We start from the raw sequence: 19,840 nt of genomic DNA on the forward strand, positions 1-19,840 counted from the left end.
CAAATTTCCCGGGGAAGGTGCTCGAAGTGACGTCTATCGTCACAAAAACAGAACACTGCGGGTGGTGGGTCAGGGAAACTGGCGGCCCGTCCTGAGACGCCGGATCAGAAGGTCGAGGAAACGCTGTGCCGCGACCGACAGTTGTCGCCCGCGAAAGCTGATCACGTCGATGGTCGCCGACCCGGAATCGCGCTCATCCAGTGGTACGGCCCGTAACCATCCGTGGGAGGTCTCCTGCTCGAGGGTGAGCGGCGGCATGAAGCTGACAAGATCCGATTGCCTGACGAGGTTCTTGATAACCTGCAGTGAGTTCGCTTCAACCGCAACCTGAAGCGCGACGTTCGCCCGTGCGGCGGCTTTTTCGATCAGATAGCGAATGCCGAATGTCCGCGCCGGCAACGCCACTATCATGTTACCCAGTTCGGACATTGACACTGTTTTTCGGCTGGCGAGTGGATGCTCCGGCCTGCATATCATCTGCAGCGGCTGGATTGAGCGGCCATGAAGATTGATGTCGTCGCGATTGAGGACATTGAAGGCCATGCCAATCTCGGCGCGATGATCGACGAGTGCGTCGACAATCTGTGCAGTTCCGCAGACCTCGAGATGCACAGCAATGCCCGGGTGGTCACGCGAGAACTCCGTTATCAGATCGGGCATGAAGCTATGCACGGCAGCTTCGACCAGCGCGATCCGGACCACGCCATGGCGCAAAGAGCTCAGGTCGTCCATTGCAGCGCGCAACTGCTCGACGTGGCTCGTGTTGGCGTTCACGTAATCGAGCAATAGCTGGCCGGCTGCGGTTAGCGTCGCACCGCGCGGTGAGCGGTCGAACAACGCCGCGCCGAGTTCCTTTTCCAGATTGCTGATCTGTTTGCCGATCGCGCTGGGTGCGACAAAGAACGTTTCCGAAGCATGTCTTAGCGAACCCGTGCGCGCGACTTCGGCGAAATACCTGAGTGACTGGGGCTGGATCATGCTGTCATGTCCGTGCGGCGGATCGCCGGGCCGGCGTGTAGTGTCGTGGGCACAGGGGGATTCTATGCCGGTCGTATGGCGACCAGGCGTTGCACGGGCGTCCACCGATGTCCGTGCAACGCCCCCGGATGCATCATTCCGCTCAGGCTGCGCTTACGTTGCCGTCAGGCTGCGCTGACGCTGTCGAGTTCCGTCTGTGTAAGACCATACTTCGCCATGCGGGCACGGTGATCAGCCGAACCGAGGTACTTGCGAAGTTGCTCATTCACCGCCTGCAGAAGGTCAGGATTGTTCTTGCTGAACGAGAACGCGCCCACAGGTGCTCTGCCGTCCTTGCTCTTTTCGTGCACCACCACTTCCAGTTCCTGATTGGCGCTGGCTAGGACACGGCTGCCAACCGCCGTGCTCGCGTAGGCGTCGATCTTTCCCGCGAGCAACGCGTCGATCGCTTCGGTTTGGCCCCTGAACGCAACAATCTGGCTATCGATCACGCCGGCCGATTTTGCAGAGTCGAGCTGAACCGTCCCGGCGACGATTCCAAGCCGCGCGTCGTTGCGCGCCGCAACGGCCCCGTAGCTCGTCAGCGCTTTCGGATTTCCCTGACGAAGCAGGAAGCCGTCGCCCAGCGCCCAGACCGGCACGCTGAATGCAACGCACTCGGCGCGCTCAGCAGTCACGAAAATGGGTACGTTCATGTCCCACCGGCCTTCCTGCACACCAGGCAGAAGTTCTTCGAACGAGGTCAACTGATGTTCGATGGAGGTCACACCGATCGCCCGAAGCACCACCTCGGCCAGCTCTATATCGGCGCCCGTCGCCGAATGATCTTCACCCGTCCAGTAGAACGGCGGTTCCTCGAGATATGCGATTCTTACTTTCATAGCTGTGCTCCACATGTCCAGTAGTTAAGATTCCGGTCGCCCGCCCTTGGGCGTGGCGATTCATTTGTGCATCGATGACACGGCTGCCTGAACCGCGCTGCGCTGCGAACCGAGCCCCTCGATTCCGCAAGCGATGATGTCGCCTTGCTTCAGATAGTCTGGCTCCGGCTTGTTGTATGCAACGCCGTGAGGCGTCCCCGTCAGGATGAGATCGCCGGGTAACAAGGTCATGAATTCACTTAGATGGGCAATGATCTGGCCGACGGAAAACACCATTCTGCTGGTACGGCTTTCCTGCCGGGGCACATCGTTTTTTTGCAACCAGATCCTGAGATCGAGCGACGCGGGAAGCTCGTCCAGTGTAACCAGCCAGGGTCCGAGCGGAGCGAAGGTGTCCGCGCTTTTCGCCTTGCTCCACTGCCCTCCGCGCTCGAACTGCCAATGCCGGTCGGTGACATCGTTGGCGACTGCGACGCCAGCGATGAACGACGCGGCGTCCTCGGGGCGAACGTTGCGCGCCGCGCCGCCCATGACCACCGCGAGTTCGACTTCCCAATCGACCGCTTTGGCAGTCGCCGGAATGACAATTGGGTCAAATGGTCCGCTCAGCGCAGTCGGAGACTTGAAGAACACGAGCGGCTCCTGCGGCAGTTCAAAACCGGTTTCCTCTGCGTGATCCGCGTAGTTCAGTCCCACGCATACGATTTTGCCCGGCGCTGCGATTGGACTACCCAGGCGGGAGGCTGGAGGCGCTTCCGGTAGCCGCGAAAGATCAGCCCGCGATATTTCGCTCAAAGAGCTTGCCTCCAACGCGCTGCCTGACCAATCGCGGACCAGGCTGCTGGCGTCGCGCACCGTTCCGGAGGCGTCGAGAATACCTGGCCGCTCCTCACCAGGCGGACCAAATCGAACAAGTTTCATCGTGATGTTTCCAGCTTAAGCCGACACGTCATGCCGTAGCGGCGTTCATGACCGTTGAAAGTGCCGACAGTGCGGGTCCGAGACGCGCAGGCGGCAGGTAGCCAAAGCCCAGCCGGAATACACGGCTGCTTTCGCCAAACCACGCGCCGGATGCCAGTTGCAAATCATGACCCGGCAGCAGATCCCAGAAACGCGCGACAGCGACATCGTCGAATGCATCGGCGCGCAGGCGCAGGCAACATAACGCGCCGGCATCAGGGCGCACCCACTCGATGCGCTTATGCTCGCTATCACACCAAAGCGCCAGTTCCTCCAGCGCACCGGCGAGCAAGCGGCGTCGCGGTGCGAGCACGCCGTCCCTGTTGCGCAGAAGCGCTGTGGCGAGCGTCTCGTCAAGAACCGATCCCGAGATCACGGTGTTCATTTTGGCGACGGCCAGACGCTCCCGCAGATCAGCGTTCGCCACCGTGAGCCAACCCGTGCGCAAGCCCGGCGCGCCGAGCGCCTTCGACACCGACGCGCCAGTGACGATACGTCGATCGAGTCCGGCGAAACTCTCGAGCGCCGCATTGTCGCCATAGGTGGCCTCCCGATAGGTCTCGTCGATGAAAAGTATCGCGTCCGGAGAGCACCTTTCCATCAAGACGAGGAGCTTCTCGACGTCGGCACGAGACGTCTGGATACCCGCCGGATTTTGTGGCGAAGCGATGCTGATCAGCTTCGTTTTCGGCGACAGACTCGCCTCAATCTGGTCCAGGTCCAGCCGATAGCCACGCTCGAATGACAGCTTGATCTCGCGGACGCTAACGCCGGCTCCGAGCAGACAATCACGGCTCGGCGGAAAGCATGGCGTCGCGAGGACAGCCTCGTCGCCGGACCGGCAAACTTCGAAAGCGAGAAGAAAGAGACCAAGCGCGGTGCCTTGTGTCGTGATGATCTGCTCGGCTGGAACGTTGCAACCCTCGGCAATTGCCTCGCGAAGCGCGACCGAACCGGCGGATGTGCCGTAGCCGAGCTTCAGATTGCGGATATCCTCGAGACCCGGCAGCGACAGGAGTTCGCCGAGCGTCAAGTCCTGCGACGTGCTTTCCGCCAGGTTGAACGGCCGGTTCACATTGAGAAGTGAAATGATCTCGTTGCGAGGAAATCGCCCGCGCCACGGCTGGGGGTTCGATTCGCTGAGGTCAGGCTGCTGTCGTTCGTCGACGTTCTGTTGGATACCCTGCATGCTTTTGCCTTGCATTTGCTGTCAATTGTTTGTCAGACGATCCGCTGCAAGCAGCCAAACAGCCGTTTCAGCCTGACCCCGACAGCAGTTTTCGCTGTGCGCAGTACCCCGGCTCCTTCAGACGCGATCGCAACACATGCATCGTAGCGCCGGCCGGTCGACCATAACAGTCACAATTTTCCGCGAAATGGACCATCACAATTCCTCTTGGCGAGCCGGGGCGCCAGGTCGATAATCGTGGATTACACCGATTACACCGTTATGAGCCCTTCCATGGACACGGACACGCCCACTCTGTACCGCTACGAGCGCCTGGCCGAGCTCATCGTCGGCATGATCGACAATGGCGCGCTCGCGGCGGGCACGCGTCTGCCATCCGTGCGTGCCGTCAGCGAACAGCACAGCATTAGCATCTCCACAGTGTTACAGGCGTATCGCCTGCTCGAGGATCGCGGCATCCTGGTTGCGCGGCCGCAGTCAGGCTTTTACGTCGCGGGCTCGCGCCGCGGCGCACTCGCGTTGCCTTCGGTCTCGCGAGCGCGCGCGAAGGCGTCGACTGTGTCGATCAGCGGCGCCGTCGCAGGACTGCTCGAGCACGTCTCGAACCCGGCGCTGGTGCCGCTCGGCTGCGCCGTACCCGACGCGGCGCTGCTGCAGTCGAAGCGGCTCGACCTCGCGCTCGCGCGTGCCGCACGTCAACACGGCACGCGCTACAACATCTATTGCGCGCCGCAAGGCGACCCGCGCCTGCGCCGCGAAATCGCGAAACGGGCGATGCACTTCGGACATGCGCTGTCGCCTGACGACCTGCTCATCACGAACGGCTGCACCGAGGCATTGACACTCGCGCTGACCGCAGTCGCGAAGCGTGGTGATTCGATTGCGATCGAATCACCCACTTACTTTGGCCTCCTCCATACTCTCGAAGTGCTTGGCCTGAAGGCATTCGAGCTGCCCACCGACCCAACACGCGGCATCGACGTCGACGCGCTCGCCCGTCTGCTCGATACGGAACCGGTGGCCGCCTGCGTACTGTCGTCGAATTTTAACAACCCGCTAGGCTGCGCGATGGCCGAAGCCGACAAGCGCTCGCTCCTTGCGCTGCTCGCGCGGCATGCCGTGCCGTTGATCGAAGACGACGTCTACGGCGACATCCACTTCGGTCGCGAGCGGCCCAGGCCGTTCATCGCGCTCGACGGCGGCGCCAATACAATCTACTGCAGCTCGTTTTCGAAGAGCCTCGCACCTGGCTATCGGGTCGGCTGGATCGTGGCGGGCGCCTATGCGCAACGGGTGATGGAACGCAAGCTGGCGTTCAGCCTCTGCTGCCCTGTCCTGCCTCAGGTCGCGCTCGCGGACTTTCTGGAGAGCGGCGCATACGATGCACACTTGCGCGGCGTCCGGCGCATCTTCGAAGAGAACCTCGGGCGCATGACGCGTGCGATCGAGGCAAACTTCCCGACCGACACGAAAGTAAGCCGGCCGGCAGGCGGCTTCATGCTCTGGCTGGAACTGCCGAGGCGCTTCGACTCGCGCGCACTCTTCGACGAAGCACTCGAACAAGGCATTTGCTTCGCGCCCGGTGACGTCTTCTCCGCAAGCCGGCGCTTTCGCAATTGCCTGCGCTTGAGCGCTGGGCATGTCTGGAGTGACCGCATAGAGGACGGCGTCCATCGCCTGGCCCGGCTCGCGCAGGCTCAGCTCGCGCGCTGAGCGACTTTGACGCATGCACAGGTGAATCAAAGGGGCCTGTACGGGAAACGCAGCGGTTCAGCTATGCATATTGCGATCAGGAGAGCCAGTCGGGCGCATGAGGCAAGGTTGCATTCTGGGCAACGTCGTGATTGACGAACAACGTCGCACGTTCAGCATCCAAAAGCTCCTCTACCCTGTTCATCGACGCAATTGACTGCAGTGCGTCGACATTGAAAGAAGGAACGCATCTGCACTGGAAGTTACGCCGATTGTGAGCAATATCGCCACTCAACACGACTCGCCCGGCCTCGGGAAGATTTAGCAACAGCGAGCAATGTCCAGGGGTATGGCCGGGCGTGAAAATGATACGGACGGCGCCATCTCCATAAACGTCGTGGTCGCCCTCGATCAGCCTGAGCCTGTTGTTACGCAGCGTGCTGTACAGTTCCGGCCTGAATCCGAACGCGTCAGGATCCGGCCCAAACATGGCCTCGTATTCAGCCTTTTGCACGATCCACTCGGCCTTCGTGAACAGCCGGCAATTGCCCACATGGTCGTAATGCGCATGCGAAAGCGCCAGCGTGCCGATCTCCTCAGGCTCAACCCCGATTTCCTGGAGTTGCGATGCGATGGTCTTACTGATCGTTCCGCGGATACCGTGGGCGATGATCCGGCCTTCCGGCTCGCCGATCAGATCGTCCTGGGTGCCGGTGTCCCATAGCATCCATTGTCCGCGATGGCGGATGAGATACGCGTTGCAGCTCAATGTCATCGGTTTACCGACATTGAATCCGGGAGAGTAAATCGAGGCATCGTCGACCTGCGCTATACCTGCGTCGAGCACGTAGAGTCGCTCGATTGTCGCGTCATGGCTCATGGCTGCCCCCGTTCTCAGCGAAGATGAATGGCGAGCTCACCGAGCCCTTCGATCGCGGACACCACTTTGTCGCCCGCTTTAAGCCATTGACGTTCGTCGCGCGGCACCTTTTGCCCCCAGATCACCCCCGGCGGCGTCCCGGTAAAAAGGATGTCGCACGGCTCGATCGTCATGATGCCGGCCACGTAGCGGATAATCTCGCGGCAGTCGAAGATCATTTCGCTGGTATTGCCGTCCTGCCTGATTTCGCCGTTCACCCAGGTTTGCAGCCTCAGGTTGTTCGGCTCGGGCACACGATCGCGGGTAACGAGCCAGGGACCCAATGGAGCAAAACCATCCGACATCTTCCTCGCCGTGAATTGCGTGGTGATGTTCTGCAAACCTCTGGCGCTGAAGTCATTGCCGACCGCGTAGCCCGCAACAACAGATAGCGCGTTCTCCTTCGACACGTTCTTGCATTTCCGCCCGAAAACGATCACGAGTTCCGTCTCGTAGTCGAATTCCTTGTCTACCATAGTCGGCAGTTCAATGTCGCCGTCATGGTGGTTGAGTCCGTTCGCAAACTTGCTGAAAATTGGCGGCGCCTTGGGAATGGGCGTTCCCGTCTCCGCCGCATGCGCCTGGTAGTTGAACCCCACGCAGATGATCTTCCGCGGCCGCGTGACAAGAGGAGCGAAAGCAGCCTCATGTACCTCAACCGATCCGATTCCGCCGTCTTCCCGAAGGCGACTGACGATAGCCGATACGTCGGCAGCACGATCGTTCTGAAGCAAATCGTCCATATCCACCGGCGCAGGTATTTCGAAGTTGGCGCCAGCCTGTGTGATATTCACGATCCGGCCGTCGAGCTCGGCGCCGAGGGCGAGTGCACCATCCATGCGGAGATTGGCCAACTTCAGGCCGAGGCCCCGAGCAGGAATGCTTCGTAATCTTTTTCGCCGAGAAGCTTCCCACCTTGATGCTCAGGGTCATCGATGTCGACGACCAACGGCCGCTCTTCGATCATTGGCAGAGCGTGCTCCATGATTGCGGAATATTCCCGGTCGGTGATCACGACCTTGGCTTCGCCATGCTGTAGCATGAATCCGATAGCTTCCGCGTCGAGCCGGGTATTCAGGGTATTCAATACTGCGCCAATCATCGGCACAGCAAAATGTGCCTCGTACATGGCTGGCACGTTAGCAGCCGTCAGTGCCACCGTGTCGCCGACCCCAATGCCGCGCTTCTTGAGCGCCGAAGCGAGACGCCGGCAACGGTCGTAGCATTCCTTCCAGGTAATCTGCCATTCCCCGTGAATCACGGCAATGCGGTTCGGGTAAACGAGCGCGGCACGTTCGATGAAGCTAAGTGGCGACAGCGGCACGTAGTTCGCGCCATTTTTGTCGAGCCCGAAGTTGTAGGGAGCGATGTGAGTCACGACGGTCTCCTTTCGGTTCGCGGTTGAGCCCCTGGGTTGTATTTCAGTGAGTACGTCGGAAACGATCAACCTTCGTTTGCTGCAACGCGTTTATTCTTCTATTGGACTTAAATCCGCCTTTCAGCCAGGCGAAAACCCGCTGGGCGTAAGGCGTGCGATGCGTTATGTCGATGTGATCAATCGGGACCCTCTTACTGCGCGGCTGTATGGAGTCCCTTTGCGCCAAGCGTCTCTCAACATGCGGGAATATTGTGCACGCGCTTGCGCTGGAAAACGGTACGGTGCCGTACCGGGATCAGTGTAGAATTTCGCGCCCTGGCAACGCAAGCTCAGATGCCGTTCTGCTCGACTGTCCTATCGCCGGGCGAAGCGCGATCGTGAACTACCCCCGGTCGACCTTTCATCGACGTGGCATTTTTTTGCGCCCGTGTACTACGTCTGGCATATCGCTGGCATGTCGCGATGAGGCCAGCCAGTACATGCCTCGCGACGGATAAATTGGCCGACATGATCGGTCACGTCGGCAAGGAAATCGGGGAGTTAGCAGTACCAGCGAGAAAAGCTCGGAGTCGACTTTCCGCTTCGAGTACCTTGTGCAGAGGCACGCTTTCAAGCTGAGCATCATAGAGCGCGAGCAGCGCCTCAAAGTCGCTGATTGCCTCAGGTGCGAGTCGCCACTCCCCCGTCTCATGAGCGCACGCCAAGGTAGTCTCAACCGCGCACTCGGTAATCTTGAACTGCTCCGCCGGCTGATGGCCGTAGCCGGCGCGCTGCAAATACCAACCGAGGTACACCGCACGCATGAGTTCGTTGACTAGATGGCCATTCCCATGGCCGTCGCGACACGCCATCAGTGCAAGATGACAGGACAGGGACCGTTCGCGCGCCGAGGCGCGATCCATCGGCAGCAGGAGTGCCTTTGTCAGCGGCTTGCGGGTTCGCCCAACTAGAGACTTGTTTCGCTTGGAGGACATGTTTTCGAAAAGCTGGCGCCACTTGAAGACCGCTGGATTATACCGAAGCCGTGCAAACTGCAGCCCTCTGTAGCGTCAACCAAAGCCCGAGTTCGACCGAGGTGAAATGGACCCTGCCTTCCCTTTGGGGACGCAGGGTTCTACAGGAACGTAGAGGCCCTCCAGAACCGATCGGCATCAATGGGCCAGAGTGGAGTTTCGACGCGTCCACTTGCGGAATAGAGAGCCCGAATGAATGCTACGGCATACGGACTGGATGTTGCAAAGCAGTTCTGATAAACGGAGCAAACCATGAATGCGAGGGAAGTCAGGTGAACTGAAGTTGAAGGAAGCGCAGAATCGGCGACATTACACCGGGTGACATCCACATCCTTGTTGCCCGGGGCAGCGATGCGGATACGGCGGCAATCGAACTCACGGCACAATAAGACGATCACCGAGCGCAATTGAAAACGCGGCACCATCACGGCGCCGCGTCTGCTGCGATGATTGGCAGCGAATGGGCTTGTTGACCTCGGCTCTTGACTTCGCTGGCGCGCTCCCTCAGCTGGCTCCCTTACTTGGGCTCTTGTGCCTCATTCTTGATCGCCTGGCCGCCCTTCGAAATGTCCTGGCCTGCGCCCGCCATCGTGCTGCAGCCCGCGAGAACCGCGGTACCGGCAATCAGCATCCATGCAATCAATCTAATCATTATCTTCCCCTTGTTCAAATCAGGATCGGAGCAGATTAATTTTAGACGATTTTGCTGTCGGTGCTGCCTGCTTGGCCTGTCGGCATCCCCTCTTTCGACCGACATCGGCCAATCCCTCGAACCGCTCGACATCTATTCGCCGACGTGGAACGCCGTGCCGGGCACTCGACAGCTCGTCATTTACCCCGACTGCATCATTCGTAGTCTCAATTGGGGTTGTCGTCCTCCCGGGTCCGTCCCCCTGTTTCTCCCCAAAATCGTCACCTCACGCGCGGAAATGTCGCATACAGCCCGTTTCTGAAAACTCTCTGGCGCTCGGGCCGTGTGATTGTGCCTGCGGACTCCTGGTACGAGTGGATCGGGACAGACGACGGTGTGAGGCACACCCTATGCGATATTGCCGAAAAGGTCGGGGCCACTGTTCCTCGCCGGGGTGGCCATCCTGCAACCAGACAACGAAGCACACGATGATGACGGGTTCATCGTCATCACAACAGCGGCCAGATCAGGCCTGTTCGATGTGCATGGCGGGAGTCTACTGATATTCGTGGCTGACGCCGCCCGCAAGTGGCTGGACCCAGCGACATCCGCTCGGGAGGTCGAAGATGTCGCGCGCAGCGCGGCAGTGCCCGCCGAAGAATTCGAGTGGTTTCCGGTTAGTCCGTCAGTCAACCGCGTTGGGAACGACGGTGCGGAATTAGTCAAACCAGTTTGACGGGCGCGTCATCAAGAGAAAACAGACTGCCCGGGCGGCTGCTTTGAAGCGCAGTTAGCGTCGCGAAGTCGTCCGGGTTTCGCTCACCGACTCACTATGGTCGATGCACACGAACGGCGCTCTTTTATCGCGCCGTTAAATCAGGTAAGAGCCTGTCGAACTCGCGCCTCACCATGGCATAGCATTCGCACTCGCGCTTTTCGAGCCCTGGCCACTCCAACGCCGCGAGATGGCTGCAGCGATGGTGACGAATCGGTCCGGCATCCTGCAGTTTCATCGCGGCGTCTGTAACCCCGGATCGCCGGACACCGGGCATGTTGGCAAAGCGGGCGGCGCCCACGGACCCCTCATCGTCACGAATTCCTCGGCCGAAGTCGGGTGAACGCCGACAGTCATGTCGAACTGCGCCTTGCTCGCGCCCATCTTTACCGCGATCGCGACGCCCCGGATGATTTCGGCCGCATCGCGTCCCACCATGTGGCTGTGCTCCCCGCGTGGGTTGAACCGGAAGACTGCTGGCGCCCCTTCAACGGCCCCTCGGTGCAAAAAAAAAGACATTCGCGGACAGTGCTTGCCGGGCCGAAGACGCGTTCAACTTCCGCCCCTGAAAAATCGCGGTTGCTGCGTTGCACAGGTTCACTGTTCAACGCGCAGCAAGCCCCAGGGTGATAGCAGCCAGGACTAGCGGCATCAGTACCGGCTTAACGAAATGGTGATCGAATCCGCTGTGCATCGATTCCGCCCGTTCAGAGAGCGCGGTTAGACCCGTAATGGCCACCAGCAGTGGCGCAGGTGTCGCCCGGACGCGGCGGATCTCTCTCGCCACCGCGCGCCCGTCGAGACGCGGCATTTCGATATCGAGCAACACTGCAGCGGGATGCCACGCGCCGTATTCGGCGAGCGCGTCTGCACCGTTCCTGGCGGTCCGGATGTCGAAACCGCAAACACAAAAGAACAGTACGTACGCGGCCAATAAATCTGGATCGTCGTCCCCGATGAGCAGGCGCGTGACTCCGGTAGTAAACATTTCGATTCTCCAGGTTGCTTTGCAGTTGCAGCAATTTCAGGACCTGGGTAACCAGTGAGAATTTTTGCCCGCATGGAGACTGGAGAAATATCGCTACGTTTCACCGTGAAGGCCCCACACGGGTCGGTTCAGCGGTGTGCCGCGACCCGCGTAGCGTGCGTAGATGACCCGGCAGCGTAACGCTCAGCTTGCGGAGACTGCATATCGAGGCAAGGCGATCGTGAAGACACAACCGGTGCCGGGCACATCGCGGACGCTGAGAACACCGTTATTTGCCTCGACGCTGCGCCTAGCGATTGAAAGACCTAGCCCCAGTCCGGTCTTATCCGTGCCGTTCTGAGTAAACGGCAGGAACATTCTTTCTGCGTTACCGGACGGAAGACCGCCGCAATGATCCTTCACATCGATCAGGACGCGGTCCGACGACGCGTACGCGTCCAACGTCACTTCGGTGTGATAGTGCGTGAATTTGAAGGCGTTTTGCAGCAGGTTTCCAACCGCCGAATAAAGCTGGTCGCGATCCCCGCTGATGGCAAGCCGCGGATCTACAGTGGAAACCGTCAATACGCATCCGCGAATCTGGGCCGCAAGGTCAGCGGCATATTTCACTTCAGCGATGAAGTCGGCAACAGAAAACATCCTCGATTGCAGAGAAATTCCTGCGGCCGTACGAACCTCGTCCAGAGAGTGGGCTATCACATCACGCAATCCGTCCAAGCTCCGCTCCAGAACCGACCCTGTGGCTCCAGACAGACTTAGATTTCCGGTTTTTGCTGCGGTAAACGCGAGCGTTGCAGTCTGAAGAAAGTTACGCAGTTCGTGCGCGAAAAACCCCAGCCGCTCATGTATTTCAACAGCTTGCCGATCCGCAAGCGCAAAATCGCGCTGATAGCTGAACTCGGTGACCGCATCGGCAATCGCGTTGTCCAGACAGCGGTTAAGGGTTCGAAACTCGTCTATCAGAAACGGTGCATCGCGCTCGTACGCGAGATCAGTAATTGCCTGGCACAGGTCCCCATAGTCGTGGACGACCTGGTCAACCGAGAACCCGAGCTTCAACAACTCCCGTCCGTGCTGCGCCGCTGACTCGCCGATTTCGGATAAGGACGCCCCCCCGCCTGAGGGACCTGAAATTTTGCGGCTGTCCAGGGGCTCCGATGTCTGTTCCGTTCGAAGCGTCCTGATGAGCTGATCCAGGAACAGCGGCACCCCATTCTGAAGTTGCTGCGCGGTTGCTTCGCGCGCGGGCCTCTGTGCCACCTTCGCCCGGCAGCGTTCTATCAGTTCATTGCGGTTGTTTGCCAGAAAAACGTGCATCATGATGCGCCCCTGGATGTTGGTTTCGTCTTTCTATGCGTGGCGCCAGCGGCACGGCCGGACGTTATTCACGGCGACGCGGTATTTGCCCACTGGCGCATCGATCGGCGATGTCGAAGCCCAATGACACGACACCCCCACTAGAACACCATGGCCGACTTCGTAGATCGCAAAAAACTGCTATGGAGCAAATTCCCTTTGCGCTGACAAAGTGTGACCGAGATCTCTTTCGAGTAACAATTACCGCACGTACCATATTACGCGCTCTTCGCATTCGGGTACGTCTTTCGGCGAACGCGGGGAAATCAAGTTATCGCGCGCATATGAAGTCACTAAACCCGACATGTCGAGCCCGATCAGCGCCGCGGCAGCAAGCTAACCAAGGTTCACAAATAGCCTGTCGGCGCTGCCTTGAGACGACATACTTCAGGTACTTCAGCACTATTTTCAGTGCGGTGGCGCTCTCGATCAGGGCCTACTACGCGAGTCATATCCCGCAACTTCAGTGTAGACAGCATCCCCGTGTTCTCCGTTGGCCGTTTTTTGCACAGGCGCGAATCTATCGGATCGAAACCCATACGCGCGACGAGATCGAAATTTACGCTGCGATCAACCTTCCAGATTTTGGGACTGAAGCTGACGCCATCGCCTTTTCGAACGAATGGCCGGTCCACCGGATTGAAGAAAACGCTTTCGAGGTCGCGGAGACTCAAACCGAACATGCTTAGAAATTCCTACCTCAATAACCCTGACGATCAAGGCCACGCGGAACGGCTCTCCTAACTGGTTATCGGGCAGCTTGCTGCGCACGCGCGCAGCAGTGAATGATTGAGAACAGATCACATGGCCGATCTGACGGATATCTGGCTCACCGGCAATGGAGCGCATTGCGATTGGCCTAGACGGATTGAACTGGGGCGGCTTTCGGAGGAGCTTGCCCCGTAATTTTTAACCATATCCGGCTTTAAAAATTCCGTCGCACTCGCGACGTTGTTCACGGGGAGCTGGTCCTTTGACTGCAGGTCGCCGATCACGCGTGGTATCTACGAAGTTTGTGAAGGCCGTTTGCAAAAAAGCTAACTTTCAAGCGGCGCCCCGAGTTGAGAGCCGCAGGCGAAGCAGACTCTCGGCGAGGTGCGCTGTCTACCCATTAACAGAGTCAGCGACTGTCTCGACACTTCGATATAGCAGGCTGGACAAAGGGGTGCACCCTCATCCATAAAATTGGCCCAAGAGTCGAAAAATTCGACCATCTGCACTTTTAAAGCGCCGGCGGCTTCAAGGTAATCCAACAGTCTGTGCAACAGCAACGGCTACCGCGCGGCAGAACTCCGTTGAAAGCTCCCGCTTCGCACGCATGCAACGCGAGTTTGCGTAAAAGGCTGTGCGCGAGATCAGCCCTCTATCCCGAAATTCCCGTGCCACCTGCTGTTTTTTTGTATCCGCACAAAAAGAAGCCGCAGCGACTGCCACGGCCATCGGAATCACACACGTCGGCATCAGCCATACGCCGCACAATTATCCCCACGCGCGGAACGCCTGTCGGTACGCTACCGTACATGTTGTCAGCGTGCCTTACGAAACGATGTTACGGTGACAGAAAAGTAACTCGAACAACGGCACCGAGGTCACTGTCATCTCGGTTCAACGCGCGCAATCTCCCCATCTTGACATGTCCCCACTATGAGGAAAGAGATGGGTTCGAACGATCAGAAATCCGCTGTCCTGTAGAAAAATCGGATACGGAACCCGAGCATCATGTCCAAAGCGCGGATCTCGCCCACAGCGATCGTCACGCTGTCCGGTCGCACCATCCACGGCCTGGTGAGAAGTCGACCAGCGAGGAGTCGAACTCGGGTTCCCTCTGCAACAGCGCGTCACCAGCACGTGCTGAACATGATCATGCCTTTGGCGCAGCATGGTGTCGTAGCAGGTCCGGCCGACGCTGCGCTGACGCAAGAATGATTGTCCGAAACCGGATACGGCACCGTACCGACTTCAATCCAGGTTACGAGCAGCGTACTTGCGTGCGCGTTGAAACTTCTGTTTCAACGCATTCGATACGGCCACACTCAGAATGGTCATCCTAGACTGCTCGGAACGATGGCCGACTTTTTCATGTCGGATAACGCCCATGAACCCGCCGGCCCTACCCTGTTCCTCCTGCCTCGAGCTGGCGGCCCCTGCCGTTGGCCAACGGGTGAACCTGCATCGGCTCCCTCTCGCTATATCGGCGCTACCCCGAATGCGTCAGCATGGTTGTCGTGGCGCGCAATCCCGATAGAGGTGGTTTGGTAGTACTCAAGACGGAATAGACGGAACGCTGTTCGCCTGAAGAAAGAGAAACTCTGGCGTGCCCGTGAGGCAGCCGGACAACGTGCTCGCTTCTGCGCTGACCAGCTCCCGCGATTCAGCAAGTGCGCTCCAGCGCGCAAGCGTCCGGCACCGGATAGACGCCGGTCGGAAGTCGGCGCACAGATGATCTGTTCGATCGAATTCGCCGCACTGACGTTCATCCGTTCGCGAGTCCATCGAACTCCTTTGGAGACCGATCATGAGACTCATTGCACCTCCATCCCAACCGCGAGCTGCACCGGCGCTCGCGATAGCGTTTTTTCTCGCGATAACGGCGTTCGCCAATCCTGCGTGCGCTGCCTCGCCCACCCAGACTCAACCGCGCGCACGTGTGATGACCGTTGCGACCCATGACCAGGTCGATACGCGCATCAGTGGACTTCGCACGAGGCTTCAGATCACCGCGGCGCAGGAAGAATTTTGGCAAAAGGTCGCGCAGGTCATGCGTGACAATGCGGGCACGATGGACTCGCTCAGACAGGCGCGGACCAGTCAAGCCAACAGCATGAGCGCTGTCGACGATCTCAAGTCCTATGGCCAGATCGCCGATGCCCATGCGGAAGGCATCAGAAAGCTCACTCCCGCGTTTCAGGCACTGTACGACAGCATGTCCGACGTTCAGAAGAAGAATGCCGATCTGATTTTCCAGACTGACCATCACCACTCTGCAAAGAAAGGGTGATCTCGAGACACCCGCAACGGGAAGCGGACTGGCACCTCAATAAGGTCCCGGATCGCAGACAGGAGAACATCATGAAAACCCAAGGCGTGCGAGCCGCGTGCATGGGCTCGATGAGGACCAGAATCATGACTCCAGTTGGCCTGGCATTGGCCGTTGGCGGCATGTCCATGGCGCCGGCCTTTGGGAAGGCAATGGCAACGACGGCAACGGCAACCACGAGGGCCAACAGCAGCATGGCGCGAATAACAACTATCAGCATAACCAGGGGCATTCACAGCAACATGGCATGGATAACGGCTCTCGGTATAACCAGGGGCATCATTCGGATCAGGACAACCGGCAGGCTTATCAACATGCCGACAATGACCACCGTGGCGGCGACTATTACGGTAACCAGGACTATGTGTATGCGCCCCCAACCCGTGGTCTACGCCCCGGAGTCGGCACCAGGCATAAGCCTGTTTATACCGCTCCAGTTCCGGTAGAACGCAGGACTGCCCGGAAACTTCTCATCCGAAAACCCATTCGCTGATGACGCGGCGAACATTGCGCAGTCGAAGCACGCCAGGATCAAACTGATCCTGGCGGCTGCGCCCACGGTGCGAACAGGCCGAGATGTCGCGCTATCCTTACCAATATCCGTCCCTGCCGTGAAACTCGTTGAGCCTCTTTTCGTAATCGCGGGTGAGCGGAACGGAGTCGTCGTACTCAGGACTGCTCCTGATTGCGTCGCGACTGAGTCTGGTAGAAACAGTCGAGCCAACCCAGTCGATCAGGTCGATCCACCGCGTTGCCACCAGCACCTCCTTGCCACCGGGCCACCAGTTTCGCGTATCGACGGTCAGATAACGAATGGCCCACGCAACATCGTCGAAGATGAAACCGGAGACATGGCCTATGCTGCCATCGGCCACCTCGATGTGATAGCCCTCTACGGCATTTGTGCTGTGCAGATGGACATCCACGGGCGCCTGATGTGGGTCCGGGTCGGGGCGCGGGAGTGCCTCCGATGCCGGGTCTGGCGGCACGTCCTTTATGTCGAATGCGGGGGAGGAGCCCATCCCCCACAGGTTTAAACCACCCCAGTACGTCGGGTAGCCGTAGTAAAGGAGGTACTCGGTTTCGTGCTGACGCGACACCGGCTTATGCGTATCGATGTTCGGACTGTCCTGCACCTGTTGCCGTGCGAGATGCACGTGGACGGTGCCTGATTCCCGGTCCATGTGTTTGACCGAATACGGTGAGATCAGTACCTGCCGCTCACGCATCCAGTTTCCCGTGTCGACCACGAGATAGCGCACGCCCCAGGCTTCGTCGTCGAAATAAACATCATCGACACTTCCGATGTCGCCGTCACGCGCCGCGACGGTGCATCCATGAAGACTCTTTATGCTTCGCAACATGTTCGATACTCCTTCTCTGCTTCCGGCTGTCGACGCCCCGATGCCCCGATGCCCCGAGATCTCCGTTAAAAAGGACCGATGTTCGCAACATGCTCTTTTACCGGGTGATTTCGGTTCAATGGAGATGTCCTCCGAACAGACCGAGCAGTCCAATGACGATCAGGTAGATCGCAACGATGTAATTCAACAGGCGAGGCACCACGAGAATCAGAATGCCGGCGATCAGCGAAACCAGCGGACCCGCGTTCGTGAGAATGTGCATGCCTCCTCCGTAAGATTGAAAACGGCAAATAGACACAAACCTGCACCGCCTACGTCGCTCGCTATAGTGATTTGAGCCTGGTGACCTTCGTGCCTTCGAGCGTTACGCCGGCCATCAGCCCGCTGTTTGTGAGCACAAACGCTTCCACTGGCGCCGTCGCGGTGGTGGTATCAATGTTGCCGTTCGCGCCGACTTTCAGTACCGCCACTGACGCGTCACCGCCAGCCGACCAGCCTTCGCTATTACGGAATCGGGCGAGAGCATCCTCGGTCATGAACAGGAAAATGATGGCTTTCGATTGCGCGCCGATCTGAAGCCCGATCGAACCGGTCGTAGTACTGTAGTACCCGACCGTGCTGCCACCGACTCGCAGCGAGCCTTCACCATACTGGCCGCCGACCTAGAAGCCGGCGGCGATGACCGACGGGAACACTAATACGCCACGCGCCTTGCCGACCAGTTCACGTGAGCCGTTGGCGGTCGTGTACAGACGTGCGAGGGTCGAGTCGACGCCCGCGTCGATGGTGTGACGCTTGTCGGCCTGGTGGCCACTGGCGTCGGATGTTCCGGTCGTCGTGCACCCCGAGACCGCGAGGCCAATAGCGAGGATCGATCCCGGCGTACTCCATATGAATGTCCGTCGCAGCACGATTTTCCCCAAGTTGTTCCTGGATGTCCCTGACGCTACGCGCAGGCGAACGCGAATGCGGTACGAAAGCGTACAAAAACGCGAAACAGGTCTCGATGAATAAGCCGGATTTGACTCGCAATCCGCGCATCACTTTCCAGTCGTTTTGGCGCATCGGCGCAGCGGTTGGTTTTTCCAGCAGTCCAGTCAGTATGTCTGTCGGCTTGATCCAGATACCCAATAGCCTGATCCACTGCGCTTTTCTGAACAGGTCCAGCTTTTCATGTGGAAACATGATTCCGGCGTCATCGCTTCGCCCTGGAAGGCTGTCCAGGCGCCGATCAACCCGCGGCGGCACGTCGCAACACCGGGTGCCTTGATGCCTGAAGGAGTGACGTATAGCTGTCGACGTAATTCCGCGCCATCGTCGTGGCGCTGAAGCGACGTTCGAACTGAGCTCGGATCTCTGTACGTGATAGGTCATCAAGACGTTGCAGTGCACCGACGGCACCCTGCACATCTTCGCAGATATAGCCGGTGACACCGTGATCGATCACCTCCGGTACCGAGCCGCGATTGAATGCAATCACTGGAGTCCCGCACGCCATCGCTTCGATCATGACCAGGCCAAACGGCTCGGACCAGTCGATCGGGAACAGCAGCGCCTTTGCACCCGCGAGGAACCCGGGCTTCTGCTGCTCGTTGATTTCGCCGAGGAATTGAACGTGCGCCTGCGACAGCAGCGGCTCAATCGCGGTCCTGAAGTATTCCTGGCGGCGATCTTCAAGGGCAGACCGCTTTGTGCCGCGATCTCGATGGCGAGATCGGGTCGTTTCTCCTGACACATACGACCGAGGAAAGCAAGATATCGCGGCTCATCCTGCGTTTGCGGCGTTAGCAGTTCTTCGGGTAGACCGTGATGAATGGTGTCGAGCCAATTTGCCTGCGGTAGCGGCAAACGTTGCGAATTGGAGATCGACACGACCGGCGCCTTCGGAAACGTATTGAACACGGCTTGCAGTTCCGGCAGGTCGAGGCGGCCGTGCAGTGTCGTCACGAACGGCGTGTCGAGCCGCGAAAACAGCGAGAACGGCAGATAGTCGAGGTGGAAGTGCAACACGTCGAATTCGTGGGCGACACGGCGCACCTGTTCGAGCATCAGCATGTGCGGGGCGAGCACGTCGCGGGTAGACGGGTCGAGGCGCAATGCGCGCGGCCACGCTGCATCGAGCGTCGCCTTCGTGCGCGAGTCGCCGCTTGCGAACAGCGTCACGTCGTGCCCCAGGTCGACGAGCGCCTCGGTAAGGTAGGACACCACACGCTCGGTGCCGCCATAGAATTTCGGAGGAACAGCCTCGTACAACGGGGCAATCTGTGCGATTCGCATTGGCCGTTCTCCCTGGAGCACGTGCTGTGGCTTCAAACTATTCTCGAATGACCAGCGATAGTCTCGAACGCTGGCGTCTGCGCGATTGCGCTGCGCCAGGTCTGTGACATGTGGTGAACCTCTCACCTGCGAGAACATACGTCTGTACGGTAGCGTTCAACGCCCCCGCCAATCGACCGGGCCATACCGTTTTCCTGTTTTTCACCGGATTGATCTTGCCGTCCGTGTGCGTAGCGGGCACAACGCACGCTATTGCTCGGCCGCGCCCGGCGAACCACGTCAGCAGTCTGCGGTTTCGCTGAAGGTAGTCAAATACTGGGCCTGGAGCCGGTACGTTCTGCGTCTCCGATAGAGGTATGATGGTCGTTGCTGGTCACGTCAGCGTAGGAGGAAATCATGCCT

Annotated in this window: 18 protein-coding genes and 4 pseudogenes; 4 read left to right on the top strand and 18 right to left on the bottom strand. The window is 59.1% G+C overall.

Going from position 1 to position 19,840, the window contains the following annotated elements; all coding sequences use genetic code 11:
- Nucleotides 1-69: 69 nt before the first annotated feature.
- From M0D64_RS25710 to M0D64_RS25725, 4 genes are all read right to left on the bottom strand, one after another.
- Nucleotides 70-978 carry a LysR family transcriptional regulator gene (locus M0D64_RS25710; protein WP_266259748.1) on the bottom strand — a complete coding sequence of 303 codons (909 nt, stop codon included), beginning with the start codon at nt 976-978 and terminating at the stop codon, nt 70-72.
- A 164-nt stretch (nt 979-1,142) separates the two neighbouring features.
- Nucleotides 1,143-1,859 (bottom strand): transporter substrate-binding domain-containing protein, encoded by a 717-nt coding sequence (locus M0D64_RS25715; RefSeq protein ID WP_266259749.1) that lies wholly within the window; start codon nt 1,857-1,859, stop codon nt 1,143-1,145.
- 60 nt (nt 1,860-1,919) lie between these two features.
- Nucleotides 1,920-2,714, bottom strand: a complete 795-nt coding sequence (locus tag M0D64_RS25720) for a fumarylacetoacetate hydrolase family protein (protein ID WP_266259750.1) — start codon at nt 2,712-2,714, stop codon at nt 1,920-1,922.
- 94 nt (nt 2,715-2,808) lie between these two features.
- The gene (locus M0D64_RS25725; RefSeq protein WP_266259751.1) at nt 2,809-4,008 is read right to left on the bottom strand and encodes a pyridoxal phosphate-dependent aminotransferase; all 1,200 of its coding nucleotides are present in this window, start codon (nt 4,006-4,008) and stop codon (nt 2,809-2,811) included.
- 273 nt (nt 4,009-4,281) lie between these two features.
- Between M0D64_RS25725 and M0D64_RS25730 the strand changes: the two genes are divergently transcribed.
- The gene (locus M0D64_RS25730; protein ID WP_266259752.1) at nt 4,282-5,721 is read left to right on the top strand and encodes a PLP-dependent aminotransferase family protein; all 1,440 of its coding nucleotides are present in this window, start codon (nt 4,282-4,284) and stop codon (nt 5,719-5,721) included.
- A gap of 76 nt (nt 5,722-5,797) precedes the next feature.
- On the opposite strand, the gene M0D64_RS25735 is transcribed toward M0D64_RS25730, so the two are convergent.
- From M0D64_RS25735 to M0D64_RS25755, 5 genes are all read right to left on the bottom strand, one after another.
- Nucleotides 5,798-6,580, bottom strand: a complete 783-nt coding sequence (locus M0D64_RS25735; protein WP_266259753.1) for an N-acyl homoserine lactonase family protein — start codon at nt 6,578-6,580, stop codon at nt 5,798-5,800.
- A gap of 14 nt (nt 6,581-6,594) precedes the next feature.
- Entirely contained in the window at nt 6,595-7,458 is an 864-nt protein-coding gene (locus tag M0D64_RS25740; RefSeq protein ID WP_266259754.1) for a fumarylacetoacetate hydrolase family protein, read from the bottom strand.
- A 17-nt stretch (nt 7,459-7,475) separates the two neighbouring features.
- Nucleotides 7,476-7,997 (bottom strand): AMP-binding protein, encoded by a 522-nt coding sequence (locus M0D64_RS25745; protein WP_266259755.1) that lies wholly within the window; start codon nt 7,995-7,997, stop codon nt 7,476-7,478.
- Between the two features lie 515 nt (nt 7,998-8,512).
- Nucleotides 8,513-8,971 carry a hypothetical protein gene (locus tag M0D64_RS25750; RefSeq protein WP_266259756.1) on the bottom strand — a complete coding sequence of 153 codons (459 nt, stop codon included), beginning with the start codon at nt 8,969-8,971 and terminating at the stop codon, nt 8,513-8,515.
- Nucleotides 8,972-9,527: 556 nt separating this feature from the next.
- Nucleotides 9,528-9,662 (bottom strand): entericidin A/B family lipoprotein, encoded by a 135-nt coding sequence (locus tag M0D64_RS25755; RefSeq protein WP_154565978.1) that lies wholly within the window; start codon nt 9,660-9,662, stop codon nt 9,528-9,530.
- Nucleotides 9,663-10,056: 394 nt separating this feature from the next.
- On the opposite strand from M0D64_RS25755, the gene M0D64_RS44920 reads away from it, so the two are divergent.
- The gene (locus M0D64_RS44920) at nt 10,057-10,377 is read left to right on the top strand and encodes an SOS response-associated peptidase family protein (protein WP_367619663.1); all 321 of its coding nucleotides are present in this window, start codon (nt 10,057-10,059) and stop codon (nt 10,375-10,377) included.
- A gap of 124 nt (nt 10,378-10,501) precedes the next feature.
- Here M0D64_RS44920 and M0D64_RS25760 read toward each other — a convergent pair.
- The 5 genes and pseudogenes from M0D64_RS25760 to M0D64_RS25780 form a co-directional block, all read right to left on the bottom strand.
- Nucleotides 10,502-10,699 (bottom strand): annotated as a pseudogene (locus tag M0D64_RS25760) (Crp/Fnr family transcriptional regulator); the annotation flags it as partial.
- Nucleotides 10,651-10,860: pseudogene (locus tag M0D64_RS25765) on the bottom strand (hypothetical protein); the annotation flags it as partial. The pseudogenes M0D64_RS25765 and M0D64_RS25760, both read right to left, overlap by 49 nt.
- Before the next feature lie 160 nt (nt 10,861-11,020).
- A complete protein-coding gene (locus tag M0D64_RS25770; RefSeq protein WP_154565975.1) occupies nt 11,021-11,404 on the bottom strand; it encodes a response regulator in 384 nt (127 codons plus the stop codon).
- A gap of 183 nt (nt 11,405-11,587) precedes the next feature.
- Nucleotides 11,588-12,724 (bottom strand): sensor histidine kinase KdpD, encoded by a 1,137-nt coding sequence (locus M0D64_RS25775; protein ID WP_266259757.1) that lies wholly within the window; start codon nt 12,722-12,724, stop codon nt 11,588-11,590.
- A gap of 383 nt (nt 12,725-13,107) precedes the next feature.
- On the bottom strand, nt 13,108-13,443 hold the full coding sequence (locus M0D64_RS25780; RefSeq protein WP_266259758.1) for a hypothetical protein: 336 nt from the start codon (nt 13,441-13,443) through the stop codon (nt 13,108-13,110).
- Nucleotides 13,444-15,410: 1,967 nt separating this feature from the next.
- On the opposite strand from M0D64_RS25780, the gene M0D64_RS25785 reads away from it, so the two are divergent.
- Both M0D64_RS25785 and M0D64_RS25790 read left to right on the top strand, forming a co-directional pair.
- On the top strand, nt 15,411-15,758 hold the full coding sequence (locus tag M0D64_RS25785) for a Spy/CpxP family protein refolding chaperone (protein ID WP_266259759.1): 348 nt from the start codon (nt 15,411-15,413) through the stop codon (nt 15,756-15,758).
- Between the two features lie 97 nt (nt 15,759-15,855).
- The gene (locus tag M0D64_RS25790) at nt 15,856-16,290 is read left to right on the top strand and encodes a hypothetical protein (protein ID WP_266259760.1); all 435 of its coding nucleotides are present in this window, start codon (nt 15,856-15,858) and stop codon (nt 16,288-16,290) included.
- Between the two features lie 97 nt (nt 16,291-16,387).
- Here the strand turns inward: M0D64_RS25790 and M0D64_RS25795 are convergent, their stop codons facing one another.
- The 4 genes and pseudogenes from M0D64_RS25795 to M0D64_RS25810 all read right to left on the bottom strand — a co-directional run bounded on the left by M0D64_RS25795 (nt 16,388) and on the right by M0D64_RS25810 (nt 19,438).
- A complete protein-coding gene (locus M0D64_RS25795; RefSeq protein ID WP_266259761.1) occupies nt 16,388-17,161 on the bottom strand; it encodes a PRC-barrel domain-containing protein in 774 nt (257 codons plus the stop codon).
- A gap of 115 nt (nt 17,162-17,276) precedes the next feature.
- The gene (locus M0D64_RS25800) at nt 17,277-17,423 is read right to left on the bottom strand and encodes a DUF3096 domain-containing protein (RefSeq protein WP_115102851.1); all 147 of its coding nucleotides are present in this window, start codon (nt 17,421-17,423) and stop codon (nt 17,277-17,279) included.
- A gap of 61 nt (nt 17,424-17,484) precedes the next feature.
- Nucleotides 17,485-18,072, bottom strand: a pseudogene (locus M0D64_RS25805) (YSC84-related protein).
- Nucleotides 18,073-18,392: 320 nt separating this feature from the next.
- A pseudogene (locus M0D64_RS25810) lies at nt 18,393-19,438 on the bottom strand (glycosyltransferase family 4 protein).
- Nucleotides 19,439-19,840: the final 402 nt, after the last annotated feature.

Source organism: Paraburkholderia sp. WS6, from assembly GCF_030464835.1.
GTDB lineage: Bacteria > Pseudomonadota > Gammaproteobacteria > Burkholderiales > Burkholderiaceae > Paraburkholderia > Paraburkholderia madseniana.